The organism is Aeromonas sp. 82P (genome assembly GCF_051919365.1).
Taxonomy (GTDB): Bacteria; Pseudomonadota; Gammaproteobacteria; order Enterobacterales; family Aeromonadaceae; genus Aeromonas; species Aeromonas veronii.
Map to the genome: position 1 here is coordinate 4,310,459 of NZ_JBQBEV010000001.1, position 25,829 is coordinate 4,336,287.

Annotated in this window: 24 protein-coding genes, 6 tRNA genes and 3 pseudogenes; 17 read left to right on the top strand and 16 right to left on the bottom strand. The window is 55.4% G+C overall.

The genetic code is table 11. From position 1 onward, the window contains the following. Nucleotides 1-81 precede the first annotated feature (81 nt). Entirely contained in the window at nt 82-909 is an 828-nt protein-coding gene (gene pbpG / locus ACTG2S_RS19715) for a D-alanyl-D-alanine endopeptidase (RefSeq protein ID WP_005348750.1), read from the top strand. 342 nt (nt 910-1,251) lie between these two features. Here pbpG and ACTG2S_RS19720 read toward each other — a convergent pair. The 12 genes from ACTG2S_RS19720 to pncC all read right to left on the bottom strand — a co-directional run bounded on the left by ACTG2S_RS19720 (nt 1,252) and on the right by pncC (nt 8,786). Next, nucleotides 1,252-1,328 (bottom strand) — tRNA-Arg (locus tag ACTG2S_RS19720). A 28-nt stretch (nt 1,329-1,356) separates the two neighbouring features. Beyond that, nucleotides 1,357-1,433, bottom strand: a tRNA-Arg gene (locus tag ACTG2S_RS19725). A 29-nt stretch (nt 1,434-1,462) separates the two neighbouring features. Next, nucleotides 1,463-1,539, bottom strand: a tRNA-Arg gene (locus tag ACTG2S_RS19730). A gap of 25 nt (nt 1,540-1,564) precedes the next feature. After that, nucleotides 1,565-1,641, bottom strand: a tRNA-Arg gene (locus tag ACTG2S_RS19735). Between the two features lie 100 nt (nt 1,642-1,741). Continuing rightward, nucleotides 1,742-1,818: transfer RNA gene (locus ACTG2S_RS19740), tRNA-Arg, on the bottom strand. Between the two features lie 3 nt (nt 1,819-1,821). Then, a tRNA-Ser gene (locus ACTG2S_RS19745) sits at nt 1,822-1,914 on the bottom strand. A gap of 214 nt (nt 1,915-2,128) precedes the next feature. Continuing rightward, nucleotides 2,129-2,317 carry a carbon storage regulator CsrA gene (csrA, locus tag ACTG2S_RS19750; protein WP_005336053.1) on the bottom strand — a complete coding sequence of 63 codons (189 nt, stop codon included), beginning with the start codon at nt 2,315-2,317 and terminating at the stop codon, nt 2,129-2,131. Between the two features lie 103 nt (nt 2,318-2,420). Next, nucleotides 2,421-3,659: an aspartate kinase gene (locus tag ACTG2S_RS19755; protein WP_005336054.1), complete on the bottom strand. Its 1,239-nt coding sequence runs from the start codon at nt 3,657-3,659 to the stop codon at nt 2,421-2,423. A gap of 16 nt (nt 3,660-3,675) precedes the next feature. Next, the gene (gene alaS / locus ACTG2S_RS19760; protein WP_005343004.1) at nt 3,676-6,300 is read right to left on the bottom strand and encodes an alanine--tRNA ligase; all 2,625 of its coding nucleotides are present in this window, start codon (nt 6,298-6,300) and stop codon (nt 3,676-3,678) included. A gap of 295 nt (nt 6,301-6,595) precedes the next feature. Continuing rightward, on the bottom strand, nt 6,596-7,105 hold the full coding sequence (locus tag ACTG2S_RS19765) for a regulatory protein RecX (RefSeq protein WP_274161773.1): 510 nt from the start codon (nt 7,103-7,105) through the stop codon (nt 6,596-6,598). Between the two features lie 44 nt (nt 7,106-7,149). Further along, complete coding sequence (gene recA, locus ACTG2S_RS19770) at nt 7,150-8,214, bottom strand: recombinase RecA (protein ID WP_005348744.1); 1,065 nt, start codon at nt 8,212-8,214, stop codon at nt 7,150-7,152. Nucleotides 8,215-8,294: 80 nt separating this feature from the next. Then, nucleotides 8,295-8,786, bottom strand: a complete 492-nt coding sequence (gene pncC, locus ACTG2S_RS19775; protein WP_005357800.1) for a nicotinamide-nucleotide amidase — start codon at nt 8,784-8,786, stop codon at nt 8,295-8,297. A 611-nt stretch (nt 8,787-9,397) separates the two neighbouring features. On the opposite strand from pncC, the gene ACTG2S_RS19780 reads away from it, so the two are divergent. From ACTG2S_RS19780 to ACTG2S_RS19805, 6 genes and pseudogenes are all read left to right on the top strand, one after another. Beyond that, nucleotides 9,398-10,258 (top strand): DUF932 domain-containing protein, encoded by an 861-nt coding sequence (locus ACTG2S_RS19780; RefSeq protein ID WP_439983143.1) that lies wholly within the window; start codon nt 9,398-9,400, stop codon nt 10,256-10,258. Between the two features lie 599 nt (nt 10,259-10,857). After that, nucleotides 10,858-12,546: a group II intron reverse transcriptase/maturase gene (ltrA, locus tag ACTG2S_RS19785; protein ID WP_439982855.1), complete on the top strand. Its 1,689-nt coding sequence runs from the start codon at nt 10,858-10,860 to the stop codon at nt 12,544-12,546. A gap of 96 nt (nt 12,547-12,642) precedes the next feature. Next, nucleotides 12,643-12,753, top strand: a pseudogene (locus tag ACTG2S_RS19790) (DUF932 domain-containing protein); the annotation flags it as partial. Between the two features lie 169 nt (nt 12,754-12,922). After that, the gene (locus ACTG2S_RS19795; RefSeq protein ID WP_198505440.1) at nt 12,923-13,285 is read left to right on the top strand and encodes a hypothetical protein; all 363 of its coding nucleotides are present in this window, start codon (nt 12,923-12,925) and stop codon (nt 13,283-13,285) included. A gap of 449 nt (nt 13,286-13,734) precedes the next feature. Further along, on the top strand, nt 13,735-14,724 hold the full coding sequence (locus ACTG2S_RS19800; RefSeq protein WP_421314050.1) for a YqaJ viral recombinase family nuclease: 990 nt from the start codon (nt 13,735-13,737) through the stop codon (nt 14,722-14,724). Further along, complete coding sequence (locus ACTG2S_RS19805; protein WP_215805208.1) at nt 14,721-15,701, top strand: recombination directionality factor; 981 nt, start codon at nt 14,721-14,723, stop codon at nt 15,699-15,701. Before ACTG2S_RS19800 ends, ACTG2S_RS19805 begins: the two co-directional genes overlap by 4 nt. Before the next feature lie 11 nt (nt 15,702-15,712). On the opposite strand, the gene ACTG2S_RS19810 is transcribed toward ACTG2S_RS19805, so the two are convergent. Continuing rightward, nucleotides 15,713-16,063 carry a helix-turn-helix domain-containing protein gene (locus tag ACTG2S_RS19810; RefSeq protein WP_429060377.1) on the bottom strand — a complete coding sequence of 117 codons (351 nt, stop codon included), beginning with the start codon at nt 16,061-16,063 and terminating at the stop codon, nt 15,713-15,715. Between the two features lie 206 nt (nt 16,064-16,269). On the opposite strand from ACTG2S_RS19810, the gene ACTG2S_RS19815 reads away from it, so the two are divergent. The 8 genes from ACTG2S_RS19815 to ACTG2S_RS19850 all read left to right on the top strand — a co-directional run bounded on the left by ACTG2S_RS19815 (nt 16,270) and on the right by ACTG2S_RS19850 (nt 19,629). Continuing rightward, nucleotides 16,270-16,605 carry a hypothetical protein gene (locus ACTG2S_RS19815; RefSeq protein WP_010634549.1) on the top strand — a complete coding sequence of 112 codons (336 nt, stop codon included), beginning with the start codon at nt 16,270-16,272 and terminating at the stop codon, nt 16,603-16,605. A gap of 48 nt (nt 16,606-16,653) precedes the next feature. After that, the gene (locus tag ACTG2S_RS19820; protein WP_421314047.1) at nt 16,654-17,103 is read left to right on the top strand and encodes a hypothetical protein; all 450 of its coding nucleotides are present in this window, start codon (nt 16,654-16,656) and stop codon (nt 17,101-17,103) included. An 83-nt stretch (nt 17,104-17,186) separates the two neighbouring features. Further along, on the top strand, nt 17,187-17,534 hold the full coding sequence (locus ACTG2S_RS19825) for a YkvA family protein (RefSeq protein ID WP_076362326.1): 348 nt from the start codon (nt 17,187-17,189) through the stop codon (nt 17,532-17,534). A 19-nt stretch (nt 17,535-17,553) separates the two neighbouring features. Then, nucleotides 17,554-17,979 carry a DUF2787 domain-containing protein gene (locus ACTG2S_RS19830; RefSeq protein WP_421314046.1) on the top strand — a complete coding sequence of 142 codons (426 nt, stop codon included), beginning with the start codon at nt 17,554-17,556 and terminating at the stop codon, nt 17,977-17,979. A gap of 9 nt (nt 17,980-17,988) precedes the next feature. After that, nucleotides 17,989-18,399: a hypothetical protein gene (locus ACTG2S_RS19835; RefSeq protein WP_429060376.1), complete on the top strand. Its 411-nt coding sequence runs from the start codon at nt 17,989-17,991 to the stop codon at nt 18,397-18,399. Next, on the top strand, nt 18,392-18,649 hold the full coding sequence (locus ACTG2S_RS19840) for a hypothetical protein (protein WP_429060375.1): 258 nt from the start codon (nt 18,392-18,394) through the stop codon (nt 18,647-18,649). Before ACTG2S_RS19835 ends, ACTG2S_RS19840 begins: the two co-directional genes overlap by 8 nt. Before the next feature lie 111 nt (nt 18,650-18,760). After that, nucleotides 18,761-19,261: a RadC family protein gene (gene radC, locus ACTG2S_RS19845; protein WP_429072409.1), complete on the top strand. Its 501-nt coding sequence runs from the start codon at nt 18,761-18,763 to the stop codon at nt 19,259-19,261. A gap of 65 nt (nt 19,262-19,326) precedes the next feature. After that, the gene (locus ACTG2S_RS19850) at nt 19,327-19,629 is read left to right on the top strand and encodes a hypothetical protein (protein ID WP_408746387.1); all 303 of its coding nucleotides are present in this window, start codon (nt 19,327-19,329) and stop codon (nt 19,627-19,629) included. A gap of 55 nt (nt 19,630-19,684) precedes the next feature. Here the strand turns inward: ACTG2S_RS19850 and ACTG2S_RS19855 are convergent, their stop codons facing one another. Both ACTG2S_RS19855 and ACTG2S_RS19860 read right to left on the bottom strand, forming a co-directional pair. Then, entirely contained in the window at nt 19,685-22,204 is a 2,520-nt protein-coding gene (locus tag ACTG2S_RS19855) for a DEAD/DEAH box helicase (RefSeq protein WP_429072410.1), read from the bottom strand. Next, nucleotides 22,201-24,732, bottom strand: a complete 2,532-nt coding sequence (locus ACTG2S_RS19860) for a site-specific DNA-methyltransferase (RefSeq protein ID WP_429072411.1) — start codon at nt 24,730-24,732, stop codon at nt 22,201-22,203. The genes ACTG2S_RS19855 and ACTG2S_RS19860 overlap by 4 nt, the downstream gene beginning before the upstream one ends. 386 nt (nt 24,733-25,118) lie before the next feature. Between ACTG2S_RS19860 and ACTG2S_RS19865 the strand changes: the two genes are divergently transcribed. Continuing rightward, the gene (locus ACTG2S_RS19865) at nt 25,119-25,274 is read left to right on the top strand and encodes a hypothetical protein (RefSeq protein WP_438398022.1); all 156 of its coding nucleotides are present in this window, start codon (nt 25,119-25,121) and stop codon (nt 25,272-25,274) included. On the opposite strand, the pseudogene ACTG2S_RS19870 reads toward ACTG2S_RS19865, so the two are convergent. After that, nucleotides 25,261-25,499 (bottom strand): annotated as a pseudogene (locus ACTG2S_RS19870) (IS1/IS1595 family N-terminal zinc-binding domain-containing protein); the annotation flags it as partial. The gene ACTG2S_RS19865 and the pseudogene ACTG2S_RS19870 overlap by 14 nt on opposite strands. 35 nt (nt 25,500-25,534) lie before the next feature. Here ACTG2S_RS19870 and ACTG2S_RS19875 point away from each other — a divergent pair. Next, a pseudogene (locus ACTG2S_RS19875) lies at nt 25,535-25,816 on the top strand (transposase); the annotation flags it as partial. Between the last annotated feature and the right edge of the window lie 13 nt (nt 25,817-25,829).

Genomic DNA, 25,829 nt, shown 5'->3' on the forward strand with positions numbered 1-25,829 from the left:
AGTCCCGCACCACCCTTGTAAAGCCGAGGTAAAAATGAGTGAATCTAGCGCCTTTTTTTGGATGGGAATGGAGTCGGTTGTATGTGGTGTCGGATTCGCGCAGCAGCGCTGGTTGTCGGGTTGATGGGAATGCTGGGATTGCCTGCGGTCAGCGCGGCACCTAACCCAGCCAAACTGGAAGTACGCTCGAGCAGCGCTCTGGTCGTGGATGTAAAAACGGGCAAGACGCTCTACCAGAAGAATGCCACCAAGGTGCGTCCCATCGCCTCCCTCACCAAACTGATGACAGCGCTGGTGGTGCTGGATGCCAAACAGAATCTGAACCAGACCATTACGGTCGACAAGAACGATCTGGATCGGGTCAAACACACTCACTCCCGCATCCGCATGGGCACCAAGGTGACCCGCCGCGACGCCCTGCATCTGGCGCTGATGTCCTCCGAAAACCGGATGGCCTCGGCACTGGCGCGTCACTATCCGGGCGGTCGCAGCGCCTTCGTGCGGGCCATGAACAACAAGGCCAGACAGCTGGGTATGCGTAATACCCACTTCTACGACTCCACCGGCCTCTCCACCCGCAACGTCTCCACCGCCCAGGATCTGGGCAAGCTGGCCGCCGCCGCCTATCGCCAGCCGCTGATCCGCCAGTTCACTCAGGATGAGAACCGGGAGATGCGCTTCAGCGCCCCCGCCTACAGCCTGATGTTCAACAACACCAACCCGCTGGTGAAAAACCCGGATTGGGACGTGCGCCTCTCCAAGACCGGCTTCACTGACGAAGCGGGTCGCTGTCTGGTGATGCGCGCCAAACCGGACAGCCGCGAGCTCGCCATCGTGCTGCTCAACTCGGTGGGCAAACGCACCCCCATCGGCGATGCCAACCGCATTCGCAAATGGCTGAAAAGCTGAGTAAATATCTCAACACAAAAGGATGCTGCGGCATCCTTTTTTATTGCCCGCAGAACGCCTCTGCAGGCCTTGCAGGATGTCGGTTAGCAAACACAGGGGGATGAGCGGCGTGGCATCTGCCGTTGCAACAGCAGGCATACAGCGCGCCTATAGATGAGGCAAAGGGTGGCAAGGGGTTGCACCGTTCAGAAGAACTGTGCGCAATCACAGAAAGGGGAAGAAATGAGGACAAGAACAGCCAGGTAAACGGGCGATCCACCCGCAACAGCGCACGGGGATCCGCACCAAAAGCTAAATATCGCCCATAAAAAACAGCCCCGACCGAAGTCGAGGCTGTCTGTATGGTGCGCCCGAGAGGATTCGAACCTCTGACCACCTGGTTCGTAGCCAGGTACTCTATCCAGCTGAGCTACGGGCGCTCATAAACTTTTGGTACTGCTTGAAATATGGTGCGCCCGAGAGGATTCGAACCTCTGACCACCTGGTTCGTAGCCAGGTACTCTATCCAGCTGAGCTACGGGCGCTCACAAACTTTTGTGTACTGCTTGAAAAATGGTGCGCCCGAGAGGATTCGAACCTCTGACCACCTGGTTCGTAGCCAGGTACTCTATCCAGCTGAGCTACGGGCGCTCATAAATCGTTGTGTCGTTTTAAATGGTGCGCCCGAGAGGATTCGAACCTCTGACCACCTGGTTCGTAGCCAGGTACTCTATCCAGCTGAGCTACGGGCGCCCTGTTTTAAAACGATAAAAAAAGCTTACTTATCAGTAAGCCTTTTCCAAAGTGTCGACTTGCTGATGGTCAACACATGACTCTTGCTTGAGTCGTAATATGGTGCGCCCGAGAGGATTCGAACCTCTGACCACCTGGTTCGTAGCCAGGTACTCTATCCAGCTGAGCTACGGGCGCAAATGGCGGAGAAGGGGGGATTCGAACCCCCGATGCGGGTATAAGCCGCATACTCCCTTAGCAGGGGAGCGCCTTCAGCCTCTCGGCCACCTCTCCGTTTGCGGGGCTGATAATACTTCACAGGGATTTTTAGTCAAACACTTTTTTGGAGAAAAAAGTGCGTTCGCTCAGCATTTGGTCAAAGCGTGGAATATTCAAACAATATCGGCACTTATCCCGCAGATTCGCGCCCTGCAGGGCGATTTCCGGGGGCCGGAAAAAACAAAAGGCGACACATAAGGTGTCGCCTTGTCACAGCCATGAAAGTGGCTTAGAAGCCCGGTTGGCCCGGAACTTTCTCGGCCTGGATGCGCTGGTAGATCTCTTCGCGGTGTACGGAGACCTCTTTCGGCGCGTTAACACCGATACGGACCTGGTTGCCTTTAACGCCCAGTACGGTGACAGTCACTTCATCACCAATCATCAGGGTTTCCCCAACACGACGAGTCAAAATAAGCATTCGCTTGCTCCTGTATCCTGTTTTGTTTTTATATCGATATGCGACATTATCTAACAAAGATACCGATATGGTAAATGGTTGAAACTAAATCAATCAGAGATTGTTAGCCCAAGGGCTGCTCTTGCGGTGCCTGATCCAACCCGAAAGCCGCGTGCAGGGCCCGCACTGCCAGCTCCAGATACTTCTCGTCAATCACCACAGAGATTTTGATTTCAGAGGTCGAGATCAACTGCATGTTGATCCCCTCCTCGCCCAATACCTTGAACATGGTGCGCGCAACACCGGGATGGTTCCACATGCCGACACCGACAATGGAAACCTTGGCAATTTCGCCATTTCCCTGCACGCAGGAGGCGCCAAGTTCGGTGGCGGTCTCCTCCAGCAGTGCCCGGGCGCGGCGATAGTCGTCACGATTCACCGTGAAGGTGAAGTCGGCGGTGCCATCTCCCAGGGTGTTCTGCACAATCATGTCGACATCAATGTTGGCGTCGCTGATCGGATTCAGGATCTGCGCGGCAACGGTTGGTCTGTCCGGCACGCCCAGAATGGTCAGGCTGGCCTCGTTGCGGTTAAAAGCGATCCCGGATACCAGGGGAGCTTCCATCCTATCACCTCCATATGTGATTAAGGTTCCCTCTCCATCGATAAAGCTCGACAGCACCCGCAGCGGGACGCGGTACTTGCCCGCAAACTCCACCGAGCGGATCTGCAACACCTTGGCGCCGAGACTTGCCATCTCCAGCATCTCCTCGAAGGTGATGGTGTCGAGACGACGCGCCTTGGGCTCGATGCGCGGATCCGTGGTGTATACCCCATCCACATCGGTAAAGATCTGGCACTCATCGGCCTTGATGGCCGCCGCCACAGCAACCGCCGTGGTATCCGAACCGCCGCGGCCCAGGGTTGTGATGGCGTTATGCTCGTCACGGCCCTGGAAACCGGCGATCACCACCACCTTGCCCGCAGCCAGTTCGGCATGAACCAGCTCGGTGTCGATGTGGGTGATGCGCGCCTTGCCATAGGCGGAATCGGTATGAATCCGCACCTGATCACCGGTCATTGAGACCGCGGGACAACCGCGTTTGTTCAACGCGATCGCCAGCAGCGCTATGGTGACCTGCTCACCGGTGGAGACCAGTACATCCATCTCCCGCCGGTTGGCATCAGGATCCAGTTGCTGGGCCATGCCCAGCAGCCGGTTGGTTTCGCCCGACATGGCGGAGACAACCACCACCACGTCGTGTCCCTGGGCGCGGGTCTGCTCGACCCGCTCAGCTACCGCCTCGATCCGCTCCAGTGTGCCGACCGAGGTGCCGCCGTACTTCTGTACATAGAGTGCCACAGATCACCTCGCCCGATTACAGGCGCTCTTCCAGCCAGGAGTGAACGGATTGCAGCGCTGCCGGCACCGCCTCAGGCTGGGTACCACCCGCCTGTGCCATGTCCGGACGGCCACCGCCCTTGCCACCCACCTGCTGGGCAACCAGATTGACCAACTCACCGGCCTTGACCTTGCCGGTCAGATCGTTGGTGACGCCCGCGATCAGGTTAACCTTGCCATCGGCACAGGTGGCCAGCAGCACGACACCGGACTTCATCTGGTTCTTCAGCTCGTCCAGCATGCCGCGCAGGGATTTCGGATCGGCCCCTTCCAGCGCTGCAACCAGCACCTTCTGACCGTTGATCTCGATCACCTGACCCAGCAGATCGTTACCAGCCTGAGCGGCCAGCTTGGCCTTGAGCTGCTCCAGCTCGCGCTCCATCATCTTGGCCTTGTCCAGCATCTGGCGAACCTTGTCGGCGATGCAGAACTGGTCACCTTTCACCAGTGCAGCAGCCTCTTCGATCTGCTCGCCAACCTGATGCATGAAGTCGATGGCGGCTTTGCCGGTCACCGCTTCGATACGGCGCACGCCAGCTGCGATACCGCTCTCGGCGATGATCTTGAAGAAGCCGATATCACCGGTGCGCTTGGCGTGAGTACCGCCGCACAGCTCGGTGGAGTAATCGCCCATGCGCACGACACGCACGTCGTCTTCATATTTCTCACCAAACAGCGCCATGGCACCGGCGGACTTGGCTGCTTCCAGATCCATCAGCTGGGTGGTGATTTCGTGGTTGGCGCGGATCTGGTTGTTGACCAGCTCCTCGACCCGGCGAATGGTCGCCATGGTCAGCCCCTCGAAGTGGGAGAAGTCGAAACGCATGCGCTCGGCTCCAACCAGAGAACCTTTCTGGGTGACGTGCTCGCCCAGAGCCTGACGCAGGGCAGCGTGCAGCAGGTGAGTCACGGAGTGGTTCAGGGCGATGGCCTGACGACGATCGCCATCAACCACGGCTTCCACTTCGGCGCCCTTCTCCAGGGTGCCCAGCTCCATGTAGCCCTTGTGGATGATCGCCTTACCCGCTTTCAGGGTGTCGGTCACGGCAAAGATGCCGTCGTCCACTTTCAGGGTACCGCTGTCGCCGATCTGGCCGCCGGACTCGGCGTAGAAGGGGGTCTCTTCCAGCACGATGACCGCTTCGTCACCGGCGATAAGACCGCTCACCTCTTCCACACCCTTGTAGATACCAACCACGCGGGTACGCTCGGTCAGGGTCTTGTAACCGGTGAAGGGGGTCTCGAAGTCGAGCTTGAGCATTTCGTTGTAGTTCACACCGAAGCTGGAGGCCTCTTTGGCGCGAGCACGCTGCTTCTCCATCTCAGCCTTGAAGCCCTCTTCATCGATGCCGATCTCGCGCTCGCGCACCACGTCGGCAGTCAGGTCGGCCGGGAAGCCGTAAGTGTCATAGAGCTTGAACACCACCTCGCCCGGAATAACCTTGGCATCACCCAAGTTGGCCAGAGCGTCTTCCAGCAGCAGCAGACCGCGATCCAGCGTGCGGACGAACTGCTCCTCTTCGATGCGCAGCACGCGCTCGACCAGCGGCAGCTGGGCGATCAGCTCGGCAGCGACATCCTTCATCTGCACTGCCAGCTCGGCAGCCAGTTTGTAGAAGAAGACATCGGTCGCGCCCAGCTTGCGACCGTGACGCACGGCGCGGCGGATGATGCGACGCAGCACATAGCCACGACCTTCGTTGGACGGCATCACGCCATCTGCCACCAGGAAGGCGCAGGAGCGGATGTGGTCAGCGATGACGCGCAGGGACTGGTTGCTCAGATCGGTGGTGCCGACAATCTCGGCCGCTTTCTTGATCAGCGCCTGGAAGATGTCGATTTCGTAGTTGGAGTGGACACCCTGCATGATGGCGGAGATACGCTCCAGACCCATACCGGTATCAACAGACGGACGCGGCAGCGGCTCCATGGTGCCGTCAGCCTGACGGTTGAACTGCATGAAGACCACGTTCCAGATCTCGATGAAACGGTCGCCATCCTCTTCCGGTGAGCCGGGACGGCCACCCCAGATGTGATCGCCGTGGTCATAGAAGATCTCGGTGCAGGGACCGCACGGGCCGGTATCGCCCATCGCCCAGAAGTTGTCAGAAGCGTAAGGGGCACCCTTGTTGTCACCGATGCGGACGATGCGATCGGCCGGCACACCGACCTCTTTTTCCCAGATATCGAAAGCTTCATCGTCAGTCGCGTAGACGGTCACCAGCAGGCGATCTTTCGGCAGCTGCAGCACCTCGGTCAGGAAGCCCCATGCAAACTTGATGGCATCCTGCTTGAAGTAGTCACCGAAGCTGAAGTTGCCCAGCATTTCAAAGAAGGTGTGGTGACGAGCGGTATAGCCGACGTTTTCCAGATCGTTGTGCTTACCACCGGCACGCACGCAACGCTGGGAAGTCGTCGCGCGATTGTAGGCACGCTTGTCTGCGCCAAGGAACACATCCTTGAACTGGTTCATACCCGCGTTGGTAAACAACAGGGTAGGGTCGTTATGCGGTACCAGCGAGCTGGAGGAGACAACCTGGTGCCCCTGGGAACGGAAATACTCGAGAAACGCAGCGCGAATCTCTGACGTGGACATATACATGGAAAATCCTGCTTGATTCGAATACGGACTTTTAACCGCATTAATGTAAGTTTTCTGCGGGGTAAAGTAAAACGGACAGGGCCGCCACGGGCGAAAAAGCGCACATAAACGGGCCAGAAAAGAGCGCCACTGCTCACAGTGGCTTTTTCCACTGTCGAGAGGCAAAAAAGCAGCGCATAAAGAGGGATGAGATGAACAAAAGGCGGCTTTTTCGGGATTGCTTACGCAAGCTACTGAGCGGGCAGGGAAAACCTGCCACAAGGAGAGGTGAAACGACGTTTGTCACGCAGTGGCGTTACTCCTCCCGCTCCTGCAGGGCAGAGATGGCATAACGGGCCTGATCCTGGGTAAAGCCGCGCCCCAGCAGATACTTGAGCCACTTCATCCGCAGCTTGAAATCCGCCAGATCGGCCACCCGGGCGCGCCGTTCGAGCAGGGCAAACGCCAGTTCGAACCAGTCCAGCTCCGGCTGATCGAATGCGGCATCAATCTGCATATCGTCGAGCCCCTTGCGGCGCAGATCGAAGCGGATCTTGATGGGGCCATGGCCCTTGGCGGCACCGGCACGTACAGCCATTCCGCCGTAACGTTCGTCATTGACCCAGTTGTAACCGCGGCAGTAGTCGACCACCGCCTCGATCACCTCTTCATTGAAACCCTGCTGGCGCAGCCGGTTGGCCAGCTCCGACTCGGCGCTCTCGCGACGGGCCAGACTGCGCATGGCAAAGGCGCGGGCGGCGACAAGCTGCTCTGCAAAGGTCGGTTCGGCAGGCTCGACCGGTTCGGTAACGGATTCATCAACCATCATAAATAACAAGGCCGGGTATCTACCCGGCCTTCCTTTGTTCCTTATTCGAACTCTTGTTCACTTTCGGCATCGAACTCGTCTGCCTCAACCGGTGCAGCCTTGTCATCGACTGGCACGGCACCGGAGAGCAGCAGCTCGCGCAGGCGGGCTTCCACTTCACCAGCCATCACCTTGTTCTCGGCGAACAGCTTCATCACGTTGGCCTTGCCCTGGCCGATCTTCTCGCCGTTGTAGCTGTACCAGGCGCCGGCCTTGTCGATCAGCTTGTGCTTGACACCGAGATCCACCAGCTCGCCCTCTTTGGAGATACCGGCACCGTAGAAGATCTGGAATTCGGCCTGCTTGAAGGGCGGGGCAACTTTGTTCTTGACCACTTTGACGCGAGTCTCGTTACCGACCACTTCGTCGCCTTCCTTGATGGCGCCGATACGACGGATATCCAGACGCACGGAGGCGTAAAACTTGAGCGCGTTACCACCGGTAGTGGTCTCCGGGCTACCGAACATGACGCCGATCTTCATCCGGATCTGGTTGATGAAGATGCACAGGCAGTTGGCGTTCTTGATGTTGGCGGTCAGCTTGCGCAGCGCTTGGGACATCAGACGGGCCTGCAGGCCAACGTGGGAGTCACCCATCTCCCCTTCGATTTCCGCTTTCGGCGTCAGGGCCGCCACGGAGTCGACGATGATGACGTCAACCGCGTTGGAGCGAACCAGCATGTCGCAGATCTCCAGCGCCTGTTCACCGGTATCCGGCTGGGAGATAAGCAGGTCGTCGACGTTGACGCCCAGCTTGGCGGCATAGATGGGATCCAGCGCGTGCTCCGCATCGACGAAGGCACAGGTCTTGCCCTTCTTCTGGGCTTCGGCGATCACCTGCAGGGTCAGCGTGGTTTTACCGGAAGATTCCGGGCCGTAGATCTCGACGATACGACCGCACGGCAGACCACCGATCCCCAGCGCCACGTCCAGAGAGAGGGAGCCGGTGGAGATGGCTTCGATATCCATGGTCTTGCTGTCGCCCAGACGCATGATGGAGCCTTTGCCGAACTGCTTTTCAATCTGACCCAGCGCAGCCGCCAGTGCCTTCTGTTTGTTCTGATCCATGCCAATCTCCGCTGGAAATCGTGAGTAAGAAGTGAAGTTGGGCTAAGTATACTGTCTATTCATACAGTATCAAGCCCAATTTATCTGAGCAGGGCCAACAGACCCGACAAGGCCTGTCTCACCGCCTGCTGGCGTACCTGTCGGCGATCCCCGTCGAAGCGGGCGAGCAGGGAGTGGTGACGACCGTTGCGGTCGGCCCAGGCGAACCAGACGGTGCCGACTGGCTTGCCCTCGGTGGCGCCGCCGGGGCCGGCGATGCCACTGATAGCAACGCTGATGGAGGCAGACGAGTGGGCCAGCGCGCCGCGTGCCATCTCTAGCACCACGGCTTCACTCACTGCACCGTGCTGTTCAAGGCTATCGCTGCTCACCCCCAACATCTGCTGCTTGGCCTCGTTGGTGTAGGTGACAAATCCGCGATCGAACCAGCCGGAGCTGCCCGCGATGTCGGTGATGGCGCTGGCCACCCCGCCGCCGGTGCAGGATTCGGCGGTCGCCGCCAGCCAGCCCCGCTGACCGAGGGCCCGTCCCAGCTCGATGGCAAGGTGCTCTATCTCTGCATCCAGTTTCATCACGACTCCTTCTGATCCGCTCAAGAGGCACATTATGCGATCCCGCTAGCGCCGCCCGCAACCACGGCAGACCGCCCTTGCCTGCCGCAATGTGAGGTGCCGCACCTGTGCCATGTCTTCAATAGTGCAGAACAACCGCGCCCGGAACACCCGCTCCCCCGCCGCGGCGCTTATGTGTAGAATGGCGCCATCAAGCTCAAGGCTAATCACCGCAGACACTGGCTCGCAGAGGCCCCTTCTGGAACAGAACATGACCGCACAACACCAAGCCAGCGGCGCCACAAGCTCCGCTCCCGGCGCCAATCTGAGCGCCCACACGCCCATGATGCAAGGGTGTTTACATTTTGATTTTAATGCGTTTTTTTTGAAATTCATTTACCTACCTACGCTTTAACCTACGCTATAAACACCCTTCATGATTGAGCCTCTTTTACCAATCCTGCACCCACATCTCCAATGAAGGGCATTGTCCAAACATAAAAACCTGTATGCTGCTTAACAGCACACACAAATAAAAACACGACTACATCCTATTCAATAAACTTTCAAACCTACATCACCTCCATGAGTTAGCAGGCTGATGTCTGCATTTCACAATTCCTGGAGGAGATATGGCTCACCTGATTGACACCATGGCCTACACGGGCCAAACCCCTTGGCATGGCCTTGGCAATGTTTTGCCCCCGCAACAATCTCTCGATATCTGGCTACAGGCAGCTGGGATGGATTGGACCATCGAGCAGAGCGACGTGATGTTTAACGTCGCCTCCGATGCGTTGCATATTCGCCCCTACAGCGACAGCAAGGTGCTGTATCGCTCCGATACCCTCGCCCCCCTGTCGGTGGTCTCAAGCCGCTACAACGTGGTACAGCCTCACGAGGTGCTGCACTTCTATCAAGATCTAGTGGAAGCCGGTGGCTTTGAGCTAGAGACCGCGGGCTCGCTCAAAGGTGGCCGCAAGCTGTGGGCTCTTGCCAAAACAGGCCAGGATCTCAAACTCAAAGGCAATGACTTGGTAAAGTCCTATCTGCTGTTGGCGACCAGCTGCGACGGCACACTCTGCACCACGGCGCAGTTCACCTCGCTGCGAGTAGTCTGCAACAACACCCTGCAGATGGCACTGCGCAGCGCTACCGGAGCCATCAAGGTGCCCCACTCCACTCAGTTCGATGCGGCGACCGTCAAAGAGTCGCTCGGGCTGGGGCTCTCCCATTGGGATGAGTTCAAGGCACAGACCAAGGCGCTGGCACAGCGGCCCGTCGCCCCCGAAGAGGCGCTGCGCTTTTTCAGCGATCTGTTGGCGCAACCGCTCGATGAGGAGAACATCGTTCTCACCAAGCCGGTACAACGACTGCATGAGCTCTATCAGGGCGCAGGCATGGGCTCAGAACTTACGAGCTCCCGCAATACCGCCTGGGGGCTGGTCAATGCGGTCACTGAATACGTGGATGTGCGACGTGAGGTCGCATAAATAACTGATTTGCACATGAGGATTAGCCTCAAGACAAATCCTGCGGTTCCTCCCGCAGTAGCCTAGGAGTGCAGGCGTTGCTGGTAACGGCGGGGTCTGAAGCCACTCTGACAATGTAGCCCATCCCTGTAAGGGTGAAACTGACCCCGTGAGGGCAAGGTGGAACTGCGAGCATCACGCGGTGGGGAGCTAGGCTTGGAAGTATGGTGAACACATGTGAATCGATGGTAAACCTCGTGAATTCGAAGAAGCCAAAGATGCTGGGCTTCAGCCAAAATGGCACGCAGACTGGTACTGGATCTGTCGACTATCCAGTCGAGGACTTTGTTCTGCCGGGGGAGTATCGACACCTAACCTTCCGACGTTATTTATGTGAAACACGGTAAACCCGTATCTTCGCCTAACCGGGCAGGCAGACCGTAAGGAACGCTGTTGGAGGTGCGGGCATAGGATGCCGGAAAAAGCGAATGTCGGCCTGTAATGGGCCGGATAGGGATTGAGGGGTCACCCGATATTATCCCGCCCGAAAGGGAGCAGACTTCCGGCGGGTCTCTCTTTGCAAGAGAGTTTGTGGAACCCTCTACACGGAGGACAGGCAAATGATGACTGCATCGTCAGTTAGTGCGGCCTCCGGCTACGTTACATGGCACCAGATCGAATGGTCAGGTGCTCATCGCGTGGTTGGAAGGCTGCAAGCACGTATTGCAAAGGCGGTTCGGGAACGGCGCTGGGGCAAGGTGAAAGCCTTGCAATGGCTCCTGACCCACTCGTTCTCTGGACGAGCAATTGCTGTCAAGCAAATCACTGAGAATCAAGGTAAGAAAACACCTGGGGTAGACAAGGTAACTTGGCAGACCCCAGAAGCGAAAGCCCAAGCTATAGGGTCGCTCAGGCGCAAGGGGTACACCCCCCAGCCTCTGAGAAGGGTATTCATCCCAAAAACGAACGGAAAGCTACGTCCTCTGGGTATTCCCACGATGAAGGATCGGGCAATGCAGGCGCTACACCTGCTAGCTCTGTCGCCCATCGCGGAAACTCAGGCAGACTCAAACTCATACGGCTTCAGGGTCGGAAGAGCAACGAGAGACGCCGCTGGGCAATGCTTCATCGCACTGGCAAAACGCCACTCACCGCAGTGGGTGTTGGACGCAGATATCTCCGGTTGTTTTGACCATATAAGCCACGAATGGATGCTGGCCAACATTCCTGTTGATAAAGCCATTCTCCATAAGTGGTTAAAAGCTGGTTTCGTCTGGCAAGGCGGGTTGTTTCCAACTGACGAAGGGACGCCGCAAGGCGGCATAATCTCTCCGACACTGGCAAATATGACACTGGACGGTATTGAAGCGCTGCTACACAACCGTTTTAATGTTCGTTTGCAAGGGACAAGGAAAAGCAACCCGCACAAAGTGCACCTGATCCGATATGCAGATGATTTTGTCGTCACCGGGGCGACAAAAGAAACGCTGGAAACAGCCAAAACGACGATTGAGAATTTCCTACAGGAGCGAGGCCTTAAGCTCTCTGCCGAGAAAACTCAGATCGTGCACATCGAGGACGGCTTTGACTTTTTGGGTTGGACCATTCGCAAGTTCGATGGGAAGCTTCTCATCAAACCGGCGAAGAAGAATGTGAAAACATTCGTCCAGAAAATTCGAAAGGTCATTGAGACACACAAAGCGGCGAAACAAGAGGCGGTGATCACCAAGCTCAACCCGATGATTCGGGGCTGGGCGTACTATCATCGCAACCAAGTAGCAAAGGAAACCTTCTCAAGGGTTGATTTCGCTATCTGGCAAAAGCTATGGCAATGGGCTCGCCGGAGACATCCCAACAAATCCAGTTCTTGGGTGAAATCTCGCTACTTCATCCGGCTCGGGATGCGTGATTGGGTATTCAGCTGCGAGGTACAGAACGAGGATGGTTCAACGCGAAGGCTGGCTCTGGCATTTGCCAACAGCATAGCGATTGAACGTCATATCAAAATCAGAGGGGAGGCCAATCCCTTCGACCCCGCTTGGGCGACATACTTCGAGGATAGGCTTGCTCTAACCATGAAGAATACCCTGACGGGCAAGAGACGGCTATTTCACCTCTGGACCAATCAGGCTGGCCGATGCCCGCACTGCAGAGCGCTGATCACAAAGGAAACGGGTTGGCATTTGCGCCACATCGTTCCAAAAGCACTCGGTGGAACGGATATCTCCTCCAACCTGATCTTGATGCATCCGACCTGCTATCGGCAGATCCACCACCTTGATTCGAAACAAACCGCCGGCTCTACCTAAGGTAGGGCTTTGAAGAGGCCTGAGCCGTATGCGGGGAAACTCGCACGTACGGTTCTTCGGGGGAAGTGGAGTAGTAATGCTCTGCTTCTACCCTACCACCATCGCCGTGCCCGCAGCCAGGATCACCGGCTCGATTCTGCCTGGTTCGGTCAGGGTGCCCAACTCAAATCCCAAGCCCTGAATCAGGCACTCAATTTGTTGCAGTAATAGCCGCATCGATTGAAAGAGCGGCCTGTATCCGTTTACTGTCATGGCATACTGAGTGTCACTATTTGAGACAACGACGGCGTTTCGGCGTCTCACGATTAGACATAATAGCTATCAGTTAATTCGATCACCTCGCTCCACACAAAGGAAAACCGTAAAGGGAAAATTAATGGCACCAAAATTTGTTTCGATCCAAGGGCACTCCATTCGTTTATCAAACGTTAAGTCATTTGGCATTAGCGAAGCCGACCCAGCGCTTGACCCATTAACAGCAGCTGAAACAGCCAAGAAAATTGAGGATGAAAAGAAAAAGCAATACGAGCAAAAACTAAATGGAGGAAGTTGGCTTGTACTTGGTATAGCTCTTCTAGATAAATATCTAGAGAGTAAAAAGCCTCCAGAACCATCAAAACCTGCACGCTATTACTTTTATGTTACATCGTTCCAAGACGACAATTATCGTTTCTATGGTTACAAGACTGAAGTTGAGCGTTACCAGAAGATCGTAGAGGATGCCTTAGCGTCAGCCTAGTGAGAAAAGTCGATGAGGGTCAATCATAGGTACTGGTCCACCGCGGATATAGTCACCAGTCGCCAACTGCTGTATGCAGCAGTTGCGCTGAGAAGCCTTCCTCTTCCGGTGAGCAATGCTCTCAGTGTCAGCCTGCCGTTGCCATAGAGCAACATGGCAGTGAGATCAAGCTCTCCACATCGAAGTGATGGGCAGCAAACTTTGTGTGGATGTTGAAGTACCAGTTGAACAACAAAACCTGTAAATAATTCTGTGTAACTGCCCCACATCAGATTCGACATCTGACGGCGTTGCGATAACCCGATAACAAACATCTAGCGATTTGACTGCCCCCTTATGGGACTGCGTTTGTAGCCTCTTCTCATTTCATCAGATAGCAAAAATACCTTACCCGAACTGGTGCAAGCCAGTCCGGGCGTAGGTGTTTATGCCGTCAACAAGGAATAGTCATGAAAGCAAAAGCCAAATATGGCCAAGCCCTGCGGCTGGCATCCACTACCCAATTAACCCGCGAGCAGTGGCTCGCTATCCGCAAACTCGGCATTGGCTCCTCCGATGCCGCCGTGGCAGTAGGGCTCTCTCCCTACAAATGTCCGCTCAGCCTGTGGTTGGAGAAGACTGGTCGTAAGGAGCCGGAAGATATCTCCCACAAAGAAGCGGTGCTGTGGGGCATTGAGCTGGAGCCGGTGTTGGCGCAGGTCTACGCCAAACGCACCGGCTACAAGGTGCGCCGGGTCAATGCGGTACTGCAAAACCCCGAGCAACCCTTCATGCTCGCCAACCTCGACCGGGAGGTAGTCGGCCATCCCGATGGGCCGGGCATTCTGGAGATCAAAACCGCCAGCTATCACAGCGCCCCCCAGTGGGAGGAAGGGGTTCCGGTGGCTTACCAGTGTCAGGTGCTGCATCAACTGGCTGTTACCGGCCATGCCTGGGCTGAGGTAGCAGTGCTGATCGGCGGCCAGGATTTTCGGGTTTACCGCATCGAGCGCGATGAGGAGAAGATCCAAGATCTCACCGAGCGGGAAGCGCAGTTCTGGCAGATGGTGCAACAAGATCAGCAACCTGAACCTGACGGATCCAGTGATGCCGCCAACGCCCTGAGCTGGCTGTTTCCCCGCGATGATGGCCAGACGGTGGATCTCTCCGATTCTCCCGAGTTCAACAAGCTGTTTGGCGAGCTGCTGCGCTTGCGACAGCAAAAGGAAGCCGTCGAGCTGCAGGAGTCGCAGCTCAAGCAGCGGTTGCAAGCCACTTTGGGTGAAGCGACAGCCGGGCTGTTTGCCGATGGCAAGATCACCTGGAAGCGCAGCAAAGACAGGCTGGCACCTGATCTGGATAAGCTCGGTCAGGATCATCCCGACCTGCTCACCCGTTACGTCAAACCGGTACCCGGCGTGCGCCGTTTCACCATTCAACCCTTGAGGCAAACACCATGATCAAAGGACTGGCGATTACCCCGCCCGTGATCGGGCGGATCTGCATCGGCAAGCTGGTGCAAAAACAGGATAAATGGGTACCGGAGAAGGACGACAGCTTCACCCTCACCACCCAGGTACAACAAAAAGGGGGATGGTTACTCCATCCCCTGCATCAACACTACTCATCGCAAAAGAGTGGCCAAGGGCAGGAACAAACCAAGATCCGCGCCATTCCGGTGCGGGTGCTGTTCAACGATAGCGACTTGAATCTACGGGCGGAATACAGCGCGTTTGACCGGCAAACCGGCAGGCCGCTCTGTGTCGGGAATGGGGAGGTGGCAAGACGTGTGGGGGCACAAGGCATGGAGGAGGTCAGCTGCCCTGGACCTGAGCGCTGCGCCTTTGCAGGCCAACAGGGTTGCAAGCTGTACGGACGACTGAACCTGTTTGTGGAGGGGCAAGGGGATGAGTTGGGTAGCTTTATCTTCCGCACCACCGGCTACAACTCGGTGCGCACTCTGGCTGCTCGGCTGAAGTACCTAGAGGCTTTGAGCGGGGGCCATACCCGCTATCTGCCGCTCACCCTACGGTTGCGGGCCAAGAGCACGGCGCAATCCTACCGCACACCGGTCTACTACGTGGATTTGACCTTGCGGGAAGAGACCAACCTGACCGAGGCAGTCAGACAGGCACAGGAGGCCGCCCAGCGTGACCAAGAGGCTGGCCTTGCCATCGACCAGATGGAGCAGGCTGCTCGTGATTTGCTGCGTAACGGCCAGTTTGAGGATATCGATGAAGAGGTGCCGATGCTGCTGGAGGAGTTCTATCCCGAAGCCTGCAGCGACGAGACGGCGAATAGTCACGCTGGTACGGAGGCGACTACCTCCCTTAACGCCCCTCAAAGCCAAGCAACCAGAACGCCACCGAAGCCGCAACCAAGAAGGAGCCCGCTCACCAATAAATTGGGGAAAGGGAACCCGCCCCCTCCCCAGTGAATGGTGGATGCTCAGCGGGGACGCGCCAACCGCTCCACCAACCGTTCTACCGTTTCCAGCAACAGGGTCCGGTCAGCAGCATCAAGCCGGGCCAGTTGCTGGCTCAGCACAATGCCCTGCTCGGTGGGCCGGTTACTGGTCTCACGCAGAAAATCCGCCAGCTCACAACCAAACAGCTGATCGAGCTCCGCCAGCCGCACCACGGTCGGCACCACAATTCCTCGCTCCATTCGTGAGACGGCTTCCATCCCGATACTGAGGTGTTCAGCCACATGCTCTTGCGTGAATCCGGCTTGAGTGCGCTTGTGGCTAATCGCTTTACCCACGCTCTTGGCTAACAGCTCAAGGTTGATATCTGTCATGGGTCCTCCAGTCAACGTCATGGTTGACCATGGACCCATTGACGATAAGGACTCAAAAGATAAACTAACGATTCAATGAGTCCACTCAACAGCAATTTTGCAGATTTGACAGAGATGTGAGGCCCTCGGCCAATAAATCATCGTGACCAACTCGCAACAGGTGGGCTCCATAAGACGCTTTCACTACACAACCAAGGAAACAAAACATGGAAAGACTGACTTATGAAGACCTGGATACTGACAAGCTGGCCTCACTGATCCGTGCACGAAAATCTTTCGAAGTCGTGGGGCTGTCGGGGCGAATGAGCGCCGCTGTCACAAAACTTGAAAACACCATCGAACCTGCCGGGTTGAAATGTCGGGTCTATACCAAGGGCCGGATCGCCGCTGCAGGAGCCAGCATCTTTGGCGGTATTACCGGTCTGGCCGGGATCGCATCAGCCGTCACCATCGCGGCACATAATCTCGCCACTTACAATCCAGACTATGAAATCGTCAAGCACTTGGTGGATAACTCCCTCAGCGTGCTTTACCAAAAATAACCATTCTAATGGCTCATCTAAATCCTTGAGCCTTCAGGAGTCACAGGGATGAACAAACTCTTCATTACCTCAACAGCACTGCTGCTGTGCGGCAACGCCCTGGCCTACGGTGAGGCCGGGCGCTGGAGCCGTGGCTGGGGTCAGGGCACCAGCGAATACACGGCGGTGGTCAACGAGAAAAACAACCTCTATATCGCCTGTAATGACACCCGCAAGGTCAGCATGACGGCCACCGTGCAGGGCAAGGAGTACGGCTCTTATGCCGGGCAGGCTTTCTCCATCGTCGTCGATGGCAGCCAATACGATGCGCCCTATGAGACCGCGTCCCGTGTCGGTGAGAACAATTTCTTCGACATGTGGGGCAAGCTACGTAAGGCCAAGTCGATCCGCATTTTGACGGCTGATGGCAAGCAGCTCGCACTGCCGACCCAAGAGGTCGCATCTGTGCTGCCAGCCACCAACACACCCGAGTTTGACTGCTTGATGTGGGACCAATAGGTCACACCCATTCCCATCCAAGAGGAGGCATTTGCCTCCTCTTTTTATTTCTGTAATTCACCCACCCGTGAAGGAGACGCACTATGCCCCCCTGCATTCCCCCCGAATGCGAGCCGTTCGATCACCAAGGTTTTTGGCACAAACTCTGGGCCTTTGCCAAACGTGCCGGTCGGCCCTTTATCGAGACCTGCCTGTTGCTCTACTACACCAGCCAGAAGGATGATCTGCCGCTTTGGGCCAAACTGCTGATCTACAGTGCGCTGGCCTACTTTATATCGCCCATTGATGCGATCCCGGATGTGTTGCCGATGGGACTCACCGATGACATCGCGGTACTGAGTGCAGCTCTCGCCAGTATTGCCGCCTTTATTGATGAACAGATCCGTGCCCGTGTGGCCAGAAAAATGCGCGAGCTGTTCGGCCAAGATTAACCCCCACAAGGAGTACACCATGACCATTCCCTTTTTCCGGGACGGCTTTGCCATGCCCGTTGCACAAGCATTGCTGGTTCAGCTTAACCAGGAAGTCGCTAAAACCGAGCTCAATCTTGAGCGCTTAACCCAACTGACCTTCAACTTTCGCAACCCCGGCTACAGTGCCGAGCAAGGCGGCGTGCACCCAGTCGAGATCCGCCTGATCCGTGGGCTCGATGGCTGGCTGTTCGATTACGTCACCGACTTCAGTTATCAAGGGCTGGGGCAGGATGCCGAGCTCTGCAAGGAGCTCGATTTCAACTTCCTCGATGGGGAACACACCATGTTGGGCTGGGGGCCACTGCGACTGGCCGAAGCGCGGGAGCTGTTCGATATCTGGCAGAGCAACTTCATTGCCTACTGCCGGTTGGAGTGTTTCAGCGCCACGGTCGCAGGAGATTAGGAGGACACGATGAGCCAAGAATTAGCGCTCTCCCACTACTCACGTCAGTGGTTGGGACGAGTCGCCACCAGCGCCAAGCTAACCCCCACTCGCAGTAGTCAGCGTTGGCTGCTGCACCTGACACCGGATAGCCCACCAGCCCGCACAGTCACCTTACAAGTGCGTTGGTCTGGCGTGCAGTGGCAACTGCTCTCCCTCACTAATGCTGAGGACTGGCACACCATGAGCCAGCCGAGAGATGAGATCTGCATCGACCCCAAACGCAATTGCTTCTGGCATTGCCAAGCAGGGCCGGTGCCGCTCACCGAGCAACCCCGCGTGCTGGCAAGCTTCTTGGCTGACCTGCAACGCATCTGCATCCATCGCGGCTATGCCGTGGAGAGTGACCCCATCCCTGACAAGGAGACCGAAGATGATTAACGCCGTGATCGCTATCGAGCTGGAGGCTTACCTTGAGCACAATGGCCAAATTGAAGTGGTGCATGACCAAGGCCAGCCGGTGAACGGTTATGCCCTCTACCTGCGCTATGAAAACGAACGGGGCGACGCCCTGGCACAATGGCTGTGCGACCACCCGGATCACCGCTGGCTAACCCAGTTCGGCACCCTGCTGGCGACCAGTTACCACGTTCCGTTGCACGACTACACCCCGCACACCTTGGCGGCCTGAACACAGCCAACCAAGCCTGCGGTCACACCCCATTCAGTAACCCATTAACCAAATAGCTCGCCTACCCTGCTGCATCCAACGCGGTGGGGCGATGGCGTATGGAGCCTAATCATGTTGCATCACAAACTGATCGCCGGGGAGACCCCCGGCACCTACCGGGTGACTGACCTTGTCACCGACGATGATTTGCTCACCATCGCCCAAGCTGTTGCCCGGCAGAAACTGGCCAAGGGAGAAGCTATTACCGATAAACACTTGGCCCATCAGGCCCTGCAAGGGCTGCTGCAAACACGGGATCGCGAAGTTTTTGCGGCACTGTTCCTTGATAACCAGCACCGAATCCTGACCTACGAGGAGCTGTTTCTTGGCACCCTATCTGCTGCAACCGTCTACTCCCGTGATGTCGTCAAGCGGGCTCTACACCACAATGCTGCCGCCCTGATGCTGGTGCATAACCACCCGTCAGGATACCCGGAACCCAGCCGAGCAGATATCGAGATCACCCACCGTCTGCAGAGTGCGCTGGAGCTGGTCGAGATCCGGCTTCTAGATCATCTGGTGGTTGCCACAGAGGGAATTGTATCGCTTGCGGAGAGAGGGTACTTGGGTTAAGCGCTGTGGTTCTGTCACCATTTTTGCTAGAATCAGTCGTTTGATTTCTACCAAAATATCCGATTATGAAACTGTTAAACACCTACGATGACAAAGATGAAGCTGAAGAAGCGCTGACCAAGCTCCTCGGTGAAAAGCGCCTAGCCAGTGAACGAGATAGCACTGTGGTGATCTACAACCTATTTGGCCAGCCTACCTGGGGCAACTTCCATCGTCTTGGTATGTTCAACCTACCGGAGCTACAGATGATGCTTGAGCAGCGCAAGGCTGGGCATGTCATCGATCAAGCACGGCATAGCGAAATGTTGAGCATGCTACGGTATGCAGCCCGGTCGTTCGAGCTCACCATTCCCGAACATTGGGTGTAAAAAGGCCGGAAGATCCGGCCTTTTTTGAGCTGTAGAAGATGTTGTCATCCGTCGATTAAGAATGGTTTTTAAACAAATCATCCAATTGAGGATTACCGTTAATCAGCAAAAGCTTCTTAATCATAGCTGTTTGATTGATCTCTAGACGAGCGAAATGTTCTCCGCCCGCAGAGGTCATTTTTCGGATTAACTGAATACGCCCGAACTGCGCTCCGTGCTTCTCCGCAAACTTAGCTAGACCAACAGCTTTCTCAAAGTTATCGCTCAAACTAGGATCATGAGGCTCCAAAATATCGATCTCAAACTTGCAGCCAACTTTCCTGACTACAACAAGGTCAGGGAACATAGACCGCACGCTCCCCCCTGTTTCATACGGAATCTCTAGTGACCATAACTTTCGATCCAAATTTCGCAACCAGCCCACCACATCAGGTTTAGCAAGCTCCTCTTTCAATACTTCTGCTTCCCAGCTGCCTAACTCGGCACGGAACAGACCATTATTTTCAACATAGAGATGGCGTTCCCACACAGGGTCAGTCTGCTGACGCTTGAAGTCAATGGATGCAGGCAAATGCCAAGGCACCTCGGTGGGTTTAGCTGTTGCCAGACGTAGCTTATCGTAGCTTGAACGACGCTGCTCCTTAAGTTGGTAAATCGCTTTTTTATGCAGATCATAAAGATTGTCGAAAGCAGACTCCGCCTTTGACTCCAATGCCGCCATTTCAGCAGAATTACGCGCCAAGACAATTACCTCAACCTTGACTTCCTGCGCATCTCGCTCCGCGTTGGTTCGCCAGTACTCCATTTGCAAACCATTACTGAAAACTCGTCCGGCCTCTTCAAAAAGCCGGTCAATATCAACACTCGTCGCATCAATGTTGTAATCAGCTGTAGGCTCTGCAATGCCGGTACCATTGTTTACAGTCAGGGTGCGCAAACCAACTTGAGTTATCGTGTTGGCAGATACATTAAACTGGTCGGCAGTCTTGATCGCTATAATCCTTTCGCCCATCCACTCGACAATCTGACGTTTGGCGACAGCCCATGCGCGGTCATCAATCTCATCAAGGGTCAAGCTGCGTGAAATCGCCATTAAGCGTCGTAAAGGGCTTTGTGCGCGAGCAGCATTCACGCGGTAGGTTACTGTTTCAACTAGCGAGTTAAAAATATCCTCTGTCCCTTCGCGCCGCTTCAGTATCACCAGATTGTGACTAGAACCAGTCTCAGCAGGTGGCACATCTTCGGCATTGTGTAACGAGGCAACCACACTTTTCACAGCATTCGTATCGAAGTATGGAAGAAACAGGTGAACGTCGTTTAACGCTGCATCTTTCTCGATCCGACGAGCCAATGGCGTGCGCACCATTCTGCCCAACAGCTGAGCAATATAGGTGTGGTCTTCCGCTCGACGGAATGACATCATCACCTCAGCACGTGGGCAATCCCACCCTGTGGATAAACTGGTCTTGAAAAAAACAACACCAATATTCTTATCCGCATCTATGCGTGAAGCATCCACCTTTCGCACACGGCGGCCACCAATATCCAGATCTCCAGTATCATGCATCGCATGAACGACCTCGCCTTCATTAAGACGACGGCCGATCGCACTCTCGATCACTGTTAGCGCAGCGCCAAGATCAGTCTTGGTCAGTTGTCTGTCTGAACCGTTTTCGACCTGAACCACCAACACTGGCCAAACAAATTGTTCATTTTCTTCATGACAATAAGTACTCCATGAAGTCGTCATCTGACCCCATCGCCGAGCAGCCTCTTCCAACAGCGCCATCTCAGCTGTCGTAGCAGTCTCAGGATGATGAATTAGAATGCGGTCTTTCAACAAACCTGACTTACGCACTTCTTCTGCAGGGACTGCAACCTTGTGCGTGGTCACAGAATGCTCAGCTGCGGCAATTAAATCTAGAAAACGTCTGGGCGTAGCCGACACACCGATCACCATCGGCATCTTAACCAAACCCGAGTCAGGATGACCTAACAAGAAACGTTGCATCAAAGTCTGAGCCGCTTGAGCCCCTCTACCCGAGATCATACCGCGGTGAGCCTCATCAATGACCACATAAAAACGATCAGGGATGGCCCTAGCTGTGTTGGTAAGCGTTTCCCAAATCAGATGCTGACGGCCATCACCACGGTTAGTCAGCGGTTGATTAACCGCCAACTTTTGTGTGTTGATGAAATAGATACGCCCGCCATCCAGCCGGGGTGCATCGAAATGTGCATCAATTGTAATAAGTTGATTAACCCGGTACACCCTGTCTGACTTGCTCTCGATCTTGAGCTTGGTCTGCTCGTTCAGTTCTGGCATATCAGATACCCACAAAATCACAGCATCTGGTTGTGGAACCCAGTCAAGTGGCCAAGCCAGTTGATCGTCAGGCTCATCAAGAATAGCCTCAAACAAGGCCGTCATCATGATCGTCTTACCGCTACCAGTAGCAGCCGAGAAAGCAACCACATGCTGATCGTCAGACGACACCCCTTGGCGTGCTTTCACCAACGCCTTGCGCAAATCGTTCAACGCATCTTTCTGAAAATCAAATAGTGTAACCTTCATACCCGATCTCCCAGTACCGCAGCCTGGCCGGCTGCTCGGTCCTGGTTTTTGTTAATCATGAAATTGAGCAGGTAATCCCGATATAGCTGCACTACCTGCAACTCAGGGTTTTCCTTGCCCGCGACCTCGTGTACATTCTGAGCCATTGTTTTGAAAGACTCGTCCGCATCAGTAACGATGAACACCTGCGACACGCTGGTTCGACCTTCCAGCGACTTTAGCAAGCGGGCTATGCAGGTCTCCTCAAGCAACACAACGAAATTGCTGCCTTCCGGCATAAACAGGGCTGGCTCAGGCTCACCTTGTTTCAACTCAGGACGTGGCCCAATGGCGCCAGCCTTCAACCACAATAGCGGTAAAATCTCGCTGAAGGCTTTGCGGAGCGATACACGCTCCCGATCTAAAAAGTCCAGTTTGAAGTAGGCGAGGTTGGCGGCAAAACCAGCGCTCATCGGCCGTTTTTCTTCCTCTGGCACCAGGATCGGCCCGAGCAACTCCGCCACATGCGCCTTCAACTGGTCGAACAGGCGTTTGATGGGCGTGACGATGTAGAAGTCGGTGATGTGCACTTGTCCGTCCAGCGCCTCCATCCAATCCTCCGCGGCAGCCGGATCAAACAGCACAGTGGCCTTGTGGTCCTCCGACACGATGAAGGTACACGGGTCTTTCACCAGCGTTTGAGGCAATCCATCGATCAGCGCCACCACCTGTTTCTTTTTGGCGCTCGTATCGAGTTGTGCCGGATCGACAAAGCCGATCTGCGTGAAGCTGCGCGCTTTCTCACGCTCCACCGTTTTGCCGGTCAGGTATTCACCCGACAGCACCGAGCCATCATCACGCTGGCCGAGGATGGTGTACTTGCTGCGCGGCCAGGTCACCGAGCGGCAGATACCCTGTGCTTCCCATTCCACATCACCGGGTTGCAGGCCACGGGCGCTCAGGGTTGCGGCCTCCTCTGCGGAGACTTCGTTATTAGTGACCAGAATGCAGCGCCGCTGGCCGCCGTCGGTAGCGTTGAGCAGGTTGACGGCATTTAGCGTGGTGCCACTGCCGGCGAAGAAATCTACGACTAGGGCGGTGGGTTTTTCTTCCAAGTAAAACCTGATCGTGTCCCGCACTGCATAGAGGCTTTTCGGAAATGGGAATCGCCGGTCAGGAAGAATATCTCCAAGCAACCGTGATCCATATTGGGTTGCATCATGACTCGAAATACGCCACTGGCTTCCAGGCACGGCAATCACAAAGCTTGCATCGGCATCATCGACGATGATGGAACCATCTGCCGCACGTCCTGCCTCTTGAAATTCACCGCGCTGAATTTTGGCGTACTCTCCGTCCTTCAAGATGTAAATGACGAAACCACGTTTTTCGTTGCCTCCAACTCGGACACGTCCAAGTGCCATGCGCCCCTTGAACGTGTCAGGCGACCACTGCCAGTTGCCTTCACTCCCGTTCTTTCTAATTGGCAGAACTGCTACCAGCCCTTTCATTTTCGGTGCTGCGGACTGCCCAGCAGGCAAGGGATCTCCAATATGCTCAATTGTTTTCTTTTTCGGGTCCACGTAGATCGGATAAAAACACCCAGGCGAATGGCTCCGTTCGGCATTTGTCCCTGAGCGCCGCAGCAAATCCCAGCGGATATTCCCAGTGTGAGTCCGCCCCTTGCCTGAAACCCACTCCCGACCGAGGCGAAGTCGACTTGGAGCTGCTGTGCCCAACATCACCACGAATATGTACTCATCACTTCGACCAAATCCGCCAACCCTGGCAACACTTGCTGGATTGATCATCGTGCTGATCATTTGAATACGTGCATCCGGGAACCCCTGCTCAAGCAACATACCTAGATGCAGATACTCTTTTTCATCGATGGTTACGATCAGCACTCCTGTGTCCGGCTTGAGCAGCCGCTTCGCCAGCTTCAGCCGCTTTTCCATAAAGGCCAGCCACTTGCTGTGCCGCCAGCCATCGTTGCCATCCACGTAGTCGTTGTTGTATTTCCAGTCGCGCGCGCCGGTGTTGTAGGGCGGGTCGATGTAGATGCAATCCACCTGACCGGCATACAGGTAATCCAACAACTGCAGCGCGTGGTAGTTGTCAGCCTCAATCAATGTGTGCCATGGCGCATCCTCAGCACCGTTTGCCACTGCATCCACCGGTATCAACGCTGGAAAGATTGGCTCGCCAAACTCACGCACCACCAGCAGTTCATCCATCGAAAATTGCACCGGTTCAACTACAGCGCGAGTGGGTTCACTGGGGTGTGCCTCGTTACTAGGTTTCACACAAGTGGCGATACCAGCATGGATGGACTTGATTTGCCACACATCTTTCAGCGCCCCCTGACGGCGACACACCAGATCGCCCTTGCGGGGTTTGGCACCGTAGAGCGGCAACAACTCGGGCAGGTGGTCTTCGAACACTAGGCCGAATTTCTTTTCTTTGGCAGCATTTGCCCACTCGGCAGCTAAACGCTCACGTAGACGGGGATCGCTAACTTGAGCAATCAAGTCGTGTATAGCAGACAAGGTATATTCTCCTCAGCCTTCCATTCATCTGGAAAAGACCGGCAACTAAAGGTGAGACCCGAAGCCCCTTTTTGGTTAAAAAGCAATCACCAGCCATAAACGTTTTGTTGTTTGGAAGACTAATGACAAAGAAGCCGATTGGCCCAGCTACAGCCCGGCTTTTACGGGTGATTAGACAGCAGCAACAGGATAACGAGGTCTTGCTGTGCTAACGCATCCTGTTCAGCAATGTGGTGTTCAAGTTTACTGACTTGATGCAACGTCGACTAGGAGTTAACTCACATTGAAAGCTAAACATTGAGTATCTGGGCAGCAATCACTCAATTGTTAGGCCGTATTGCTAGCACTGATGTCGTATATCAGCCAGCATCACCAAAAAAGTGGTGATGCTGAACGAGCTTCCCGACGGGCAACAACAGGCCGACCTGTTTGTCCCGCCATCTGCTCAATCGGATACGCTGATGGCCGTGATGGACAAGATCAAAGCCAAGAGGTTGGGGCGCGTAGGCTTTGCCAGTCAAGGCACGAGGTCTGCCGAGTAGATGATGTGACAAGAGCACCTGAGCCGTTGAACGCCATATCAACAATCTTGTCTTTGACGCCAGGCTTGCGGGCTTCATAGGTGTAGGTGAGCTGAAACACGTGCGGACAGACGGGGCAACGATAGCGAACATGGCCAGCAGGGGTCTTACCATGGCGATATACGTGGTCAGAGTTGCAACGAGGACAGTGAACGGGGATGGATGCCATGAAGCTGTCGGTCTCAAAAGAGTTCATCATATCAACTCAACCGATCGGATGCATCACCCACAAAAGCAAGCAGACCGAGCGATGGTTGAAGAAGAACCCCAAGTTCTGCTTGGTGTTCCAGCCAGTTTACAGCCCTTGGGTTAATCACATAGAACGGCTGTGGCACAAGTTACATGAAACCATCACGCGCAATCATCAATGTAGAGGAATGGCCAGCCTGCTGGCCCGAGTGAAACACTTCATGGATACCGTGTCTCCTTTCGCCGGGAATGGCTATGGCACAGCGAAGGTGTTTAGGGAGGGTGCGAATAAGCACCCTCCACAACGAAACTGAAAAATTTAGTTTA

Excerpts from the sequence above, each read along its gene's own strand:
- radC (WP_429072409.1), top strand. The coding sequence starts at position 18,761 with ATGTTGCATCACAAACTGATCGCCGGGGAGACCCCCGGCACCTACCGG.
- ACTG2S_RS19780 (WP_439983143.1), top strand. The coding sequence starts at position 9,398 with ATGGCTCACCTGATTGACACCATGGCCTACACGGGCCAAACCCCTTGG.
- ACTG2S_RS19830 (WP_421314046.1), top strand. The coding sequence starts at position 17,554 with ATGACCATTCCCTTTTTCCGGGACGGCTTTGCCATGCCCGTTGCACAA.
- alaS (WP_005343004.1), bottom strand. The coding sequence starts at position 6,300 with ATGTATATGTCCACGTCAGAGATTCGCGCTGCGTTTCTCGAGTATTTC.
- ACTG2S_RS19805 (WP_215805208.1), top strand. The coding sequence starts at position 14,721 with ATGATCAAAGGACTGGCGATTACCCCGCCCGTGATCGGGCGGATCTGC.
- ACTG2S_RS19840 (WP_429060375.1), top strand. The coding sequence starts at position 18,392 with ATGATTAACGCCGTGATCGCTATCGAGCTGGAGGCTTACCTTGAGCAC.
- ACTG2S_RS19795 (WP_198505440.1), top strand. The coding sequence starts at position 12,923 with ATGGCACCAAAATTTGTTTCGATCCAAGGGCACTCCATTCGTTTATCA.
- ACTG2S_RS19765 (WP_274161773.1), bottom strand. The coding sequence starts at position 7,105 with ATGGTTGATGAATCCGTTACCGAACCGGTCGAGCCTGCCGAACCGACC.
- ACTG2S_RS19810 (WP_429060377.1), bottom strand. The coding sequence starts at position 16,063 with ATGACAGATATCAACCTTGAGCTGTTAGCCAAGAGCGTGGGTAAAGCG.
- recA (WP_005348744.1), bottom strand. The coding sequence starts at position 8,214 with ATGGATCAGAACAAACAGAAGGCACTGGCGGCTGCGCTGGGTCAGATT.
- ACTG2S_RS19855 (WP_429072410.1), bottom strand. The coding sequence starts at position 22,204 with ATGAAGGTTACACTATTTGATTTTCAGAAAGATGCGTTGAACGATTTG.
- ACTG2S_RS19815 (WP_010634549.1), top strand. The coding sequence starts at position 16,270 with ATGGAAAGACTGACTTATGAAGACCTGGATACTGACAAGCTGGCCTCA.
- ACTG2S_RS19835 (WP_429060376.1), top strand. The coding sequence starts at position 17,989 with ATGAGCCAAGAATTAGCGCTCTCCCACTACTCACGTCAGTGGTTGGGA.
- ltrA (WP_439982855.1), top strand. The coding sequence starts at position 10,858 with ATGATGACTGCATCGTCAGTTAGTGCGGCCTCCGGCTACGTTACATGG.
- ACTG2S_RS19825 (WP_076362326.1), top strand. The coding sequence starts at position 17,187 with ATGCCCCCCTGCATTCCCCCCGAATGCGAGCCGTTCGATCACCAAGGT.
- pncC (WP_005357800.1), bottom strand. The coding sequence starts at position 8,786 with ATGAAACTGGATGCAGAGATAGAGCACCTTGCCATCGAGCTGGGACGG.
- csrA (WP_005336053.1), bottom strand. The coding sequence starts at position 2,317 with ATGCTTATTTTGACTCGTCGTGTTGGGGAAACCCTGATGATTGGTGAT.
- ACTG2S_RS19850 (WP_408746387.1), top strand. The coding sequence starts at position 19,327 with ATGAAACTGTTAAACACCTACGATGACAAAGATGAAGCTGAAGAAGCG.
- pbpG (WP_005348750.1), top strand. The coding sequence starts at position 82 with ATGTGGTGTCGGATTCGCGCAGCAGCGCTGGTTGTCGGGTTGATGGGA.
- ACTG2S_RS19820 (WP_421314047.1), top strand. The coding sequence starts at position 16,654 with ATGAACAAACTCTTCATTACCTCAACAGCACTGCTGCTGTGCGGCAAC.
- ACTG2S_RS19865 (WP_438398022.1), top strand. The coding sequence starts at position 25,119 with ATGCTGAACGAGCTTCCCGACGGGCAACAACAGGCCGACCTGTTTGTC.
- ACTG2S_RS19800 (WP_421314050.1), top strand. The coding sequence starts at position 13,735 with ATGAAAGCAAAAGCCAAATATGGCCAAGCCCTGCGGCTGGCATCCACT.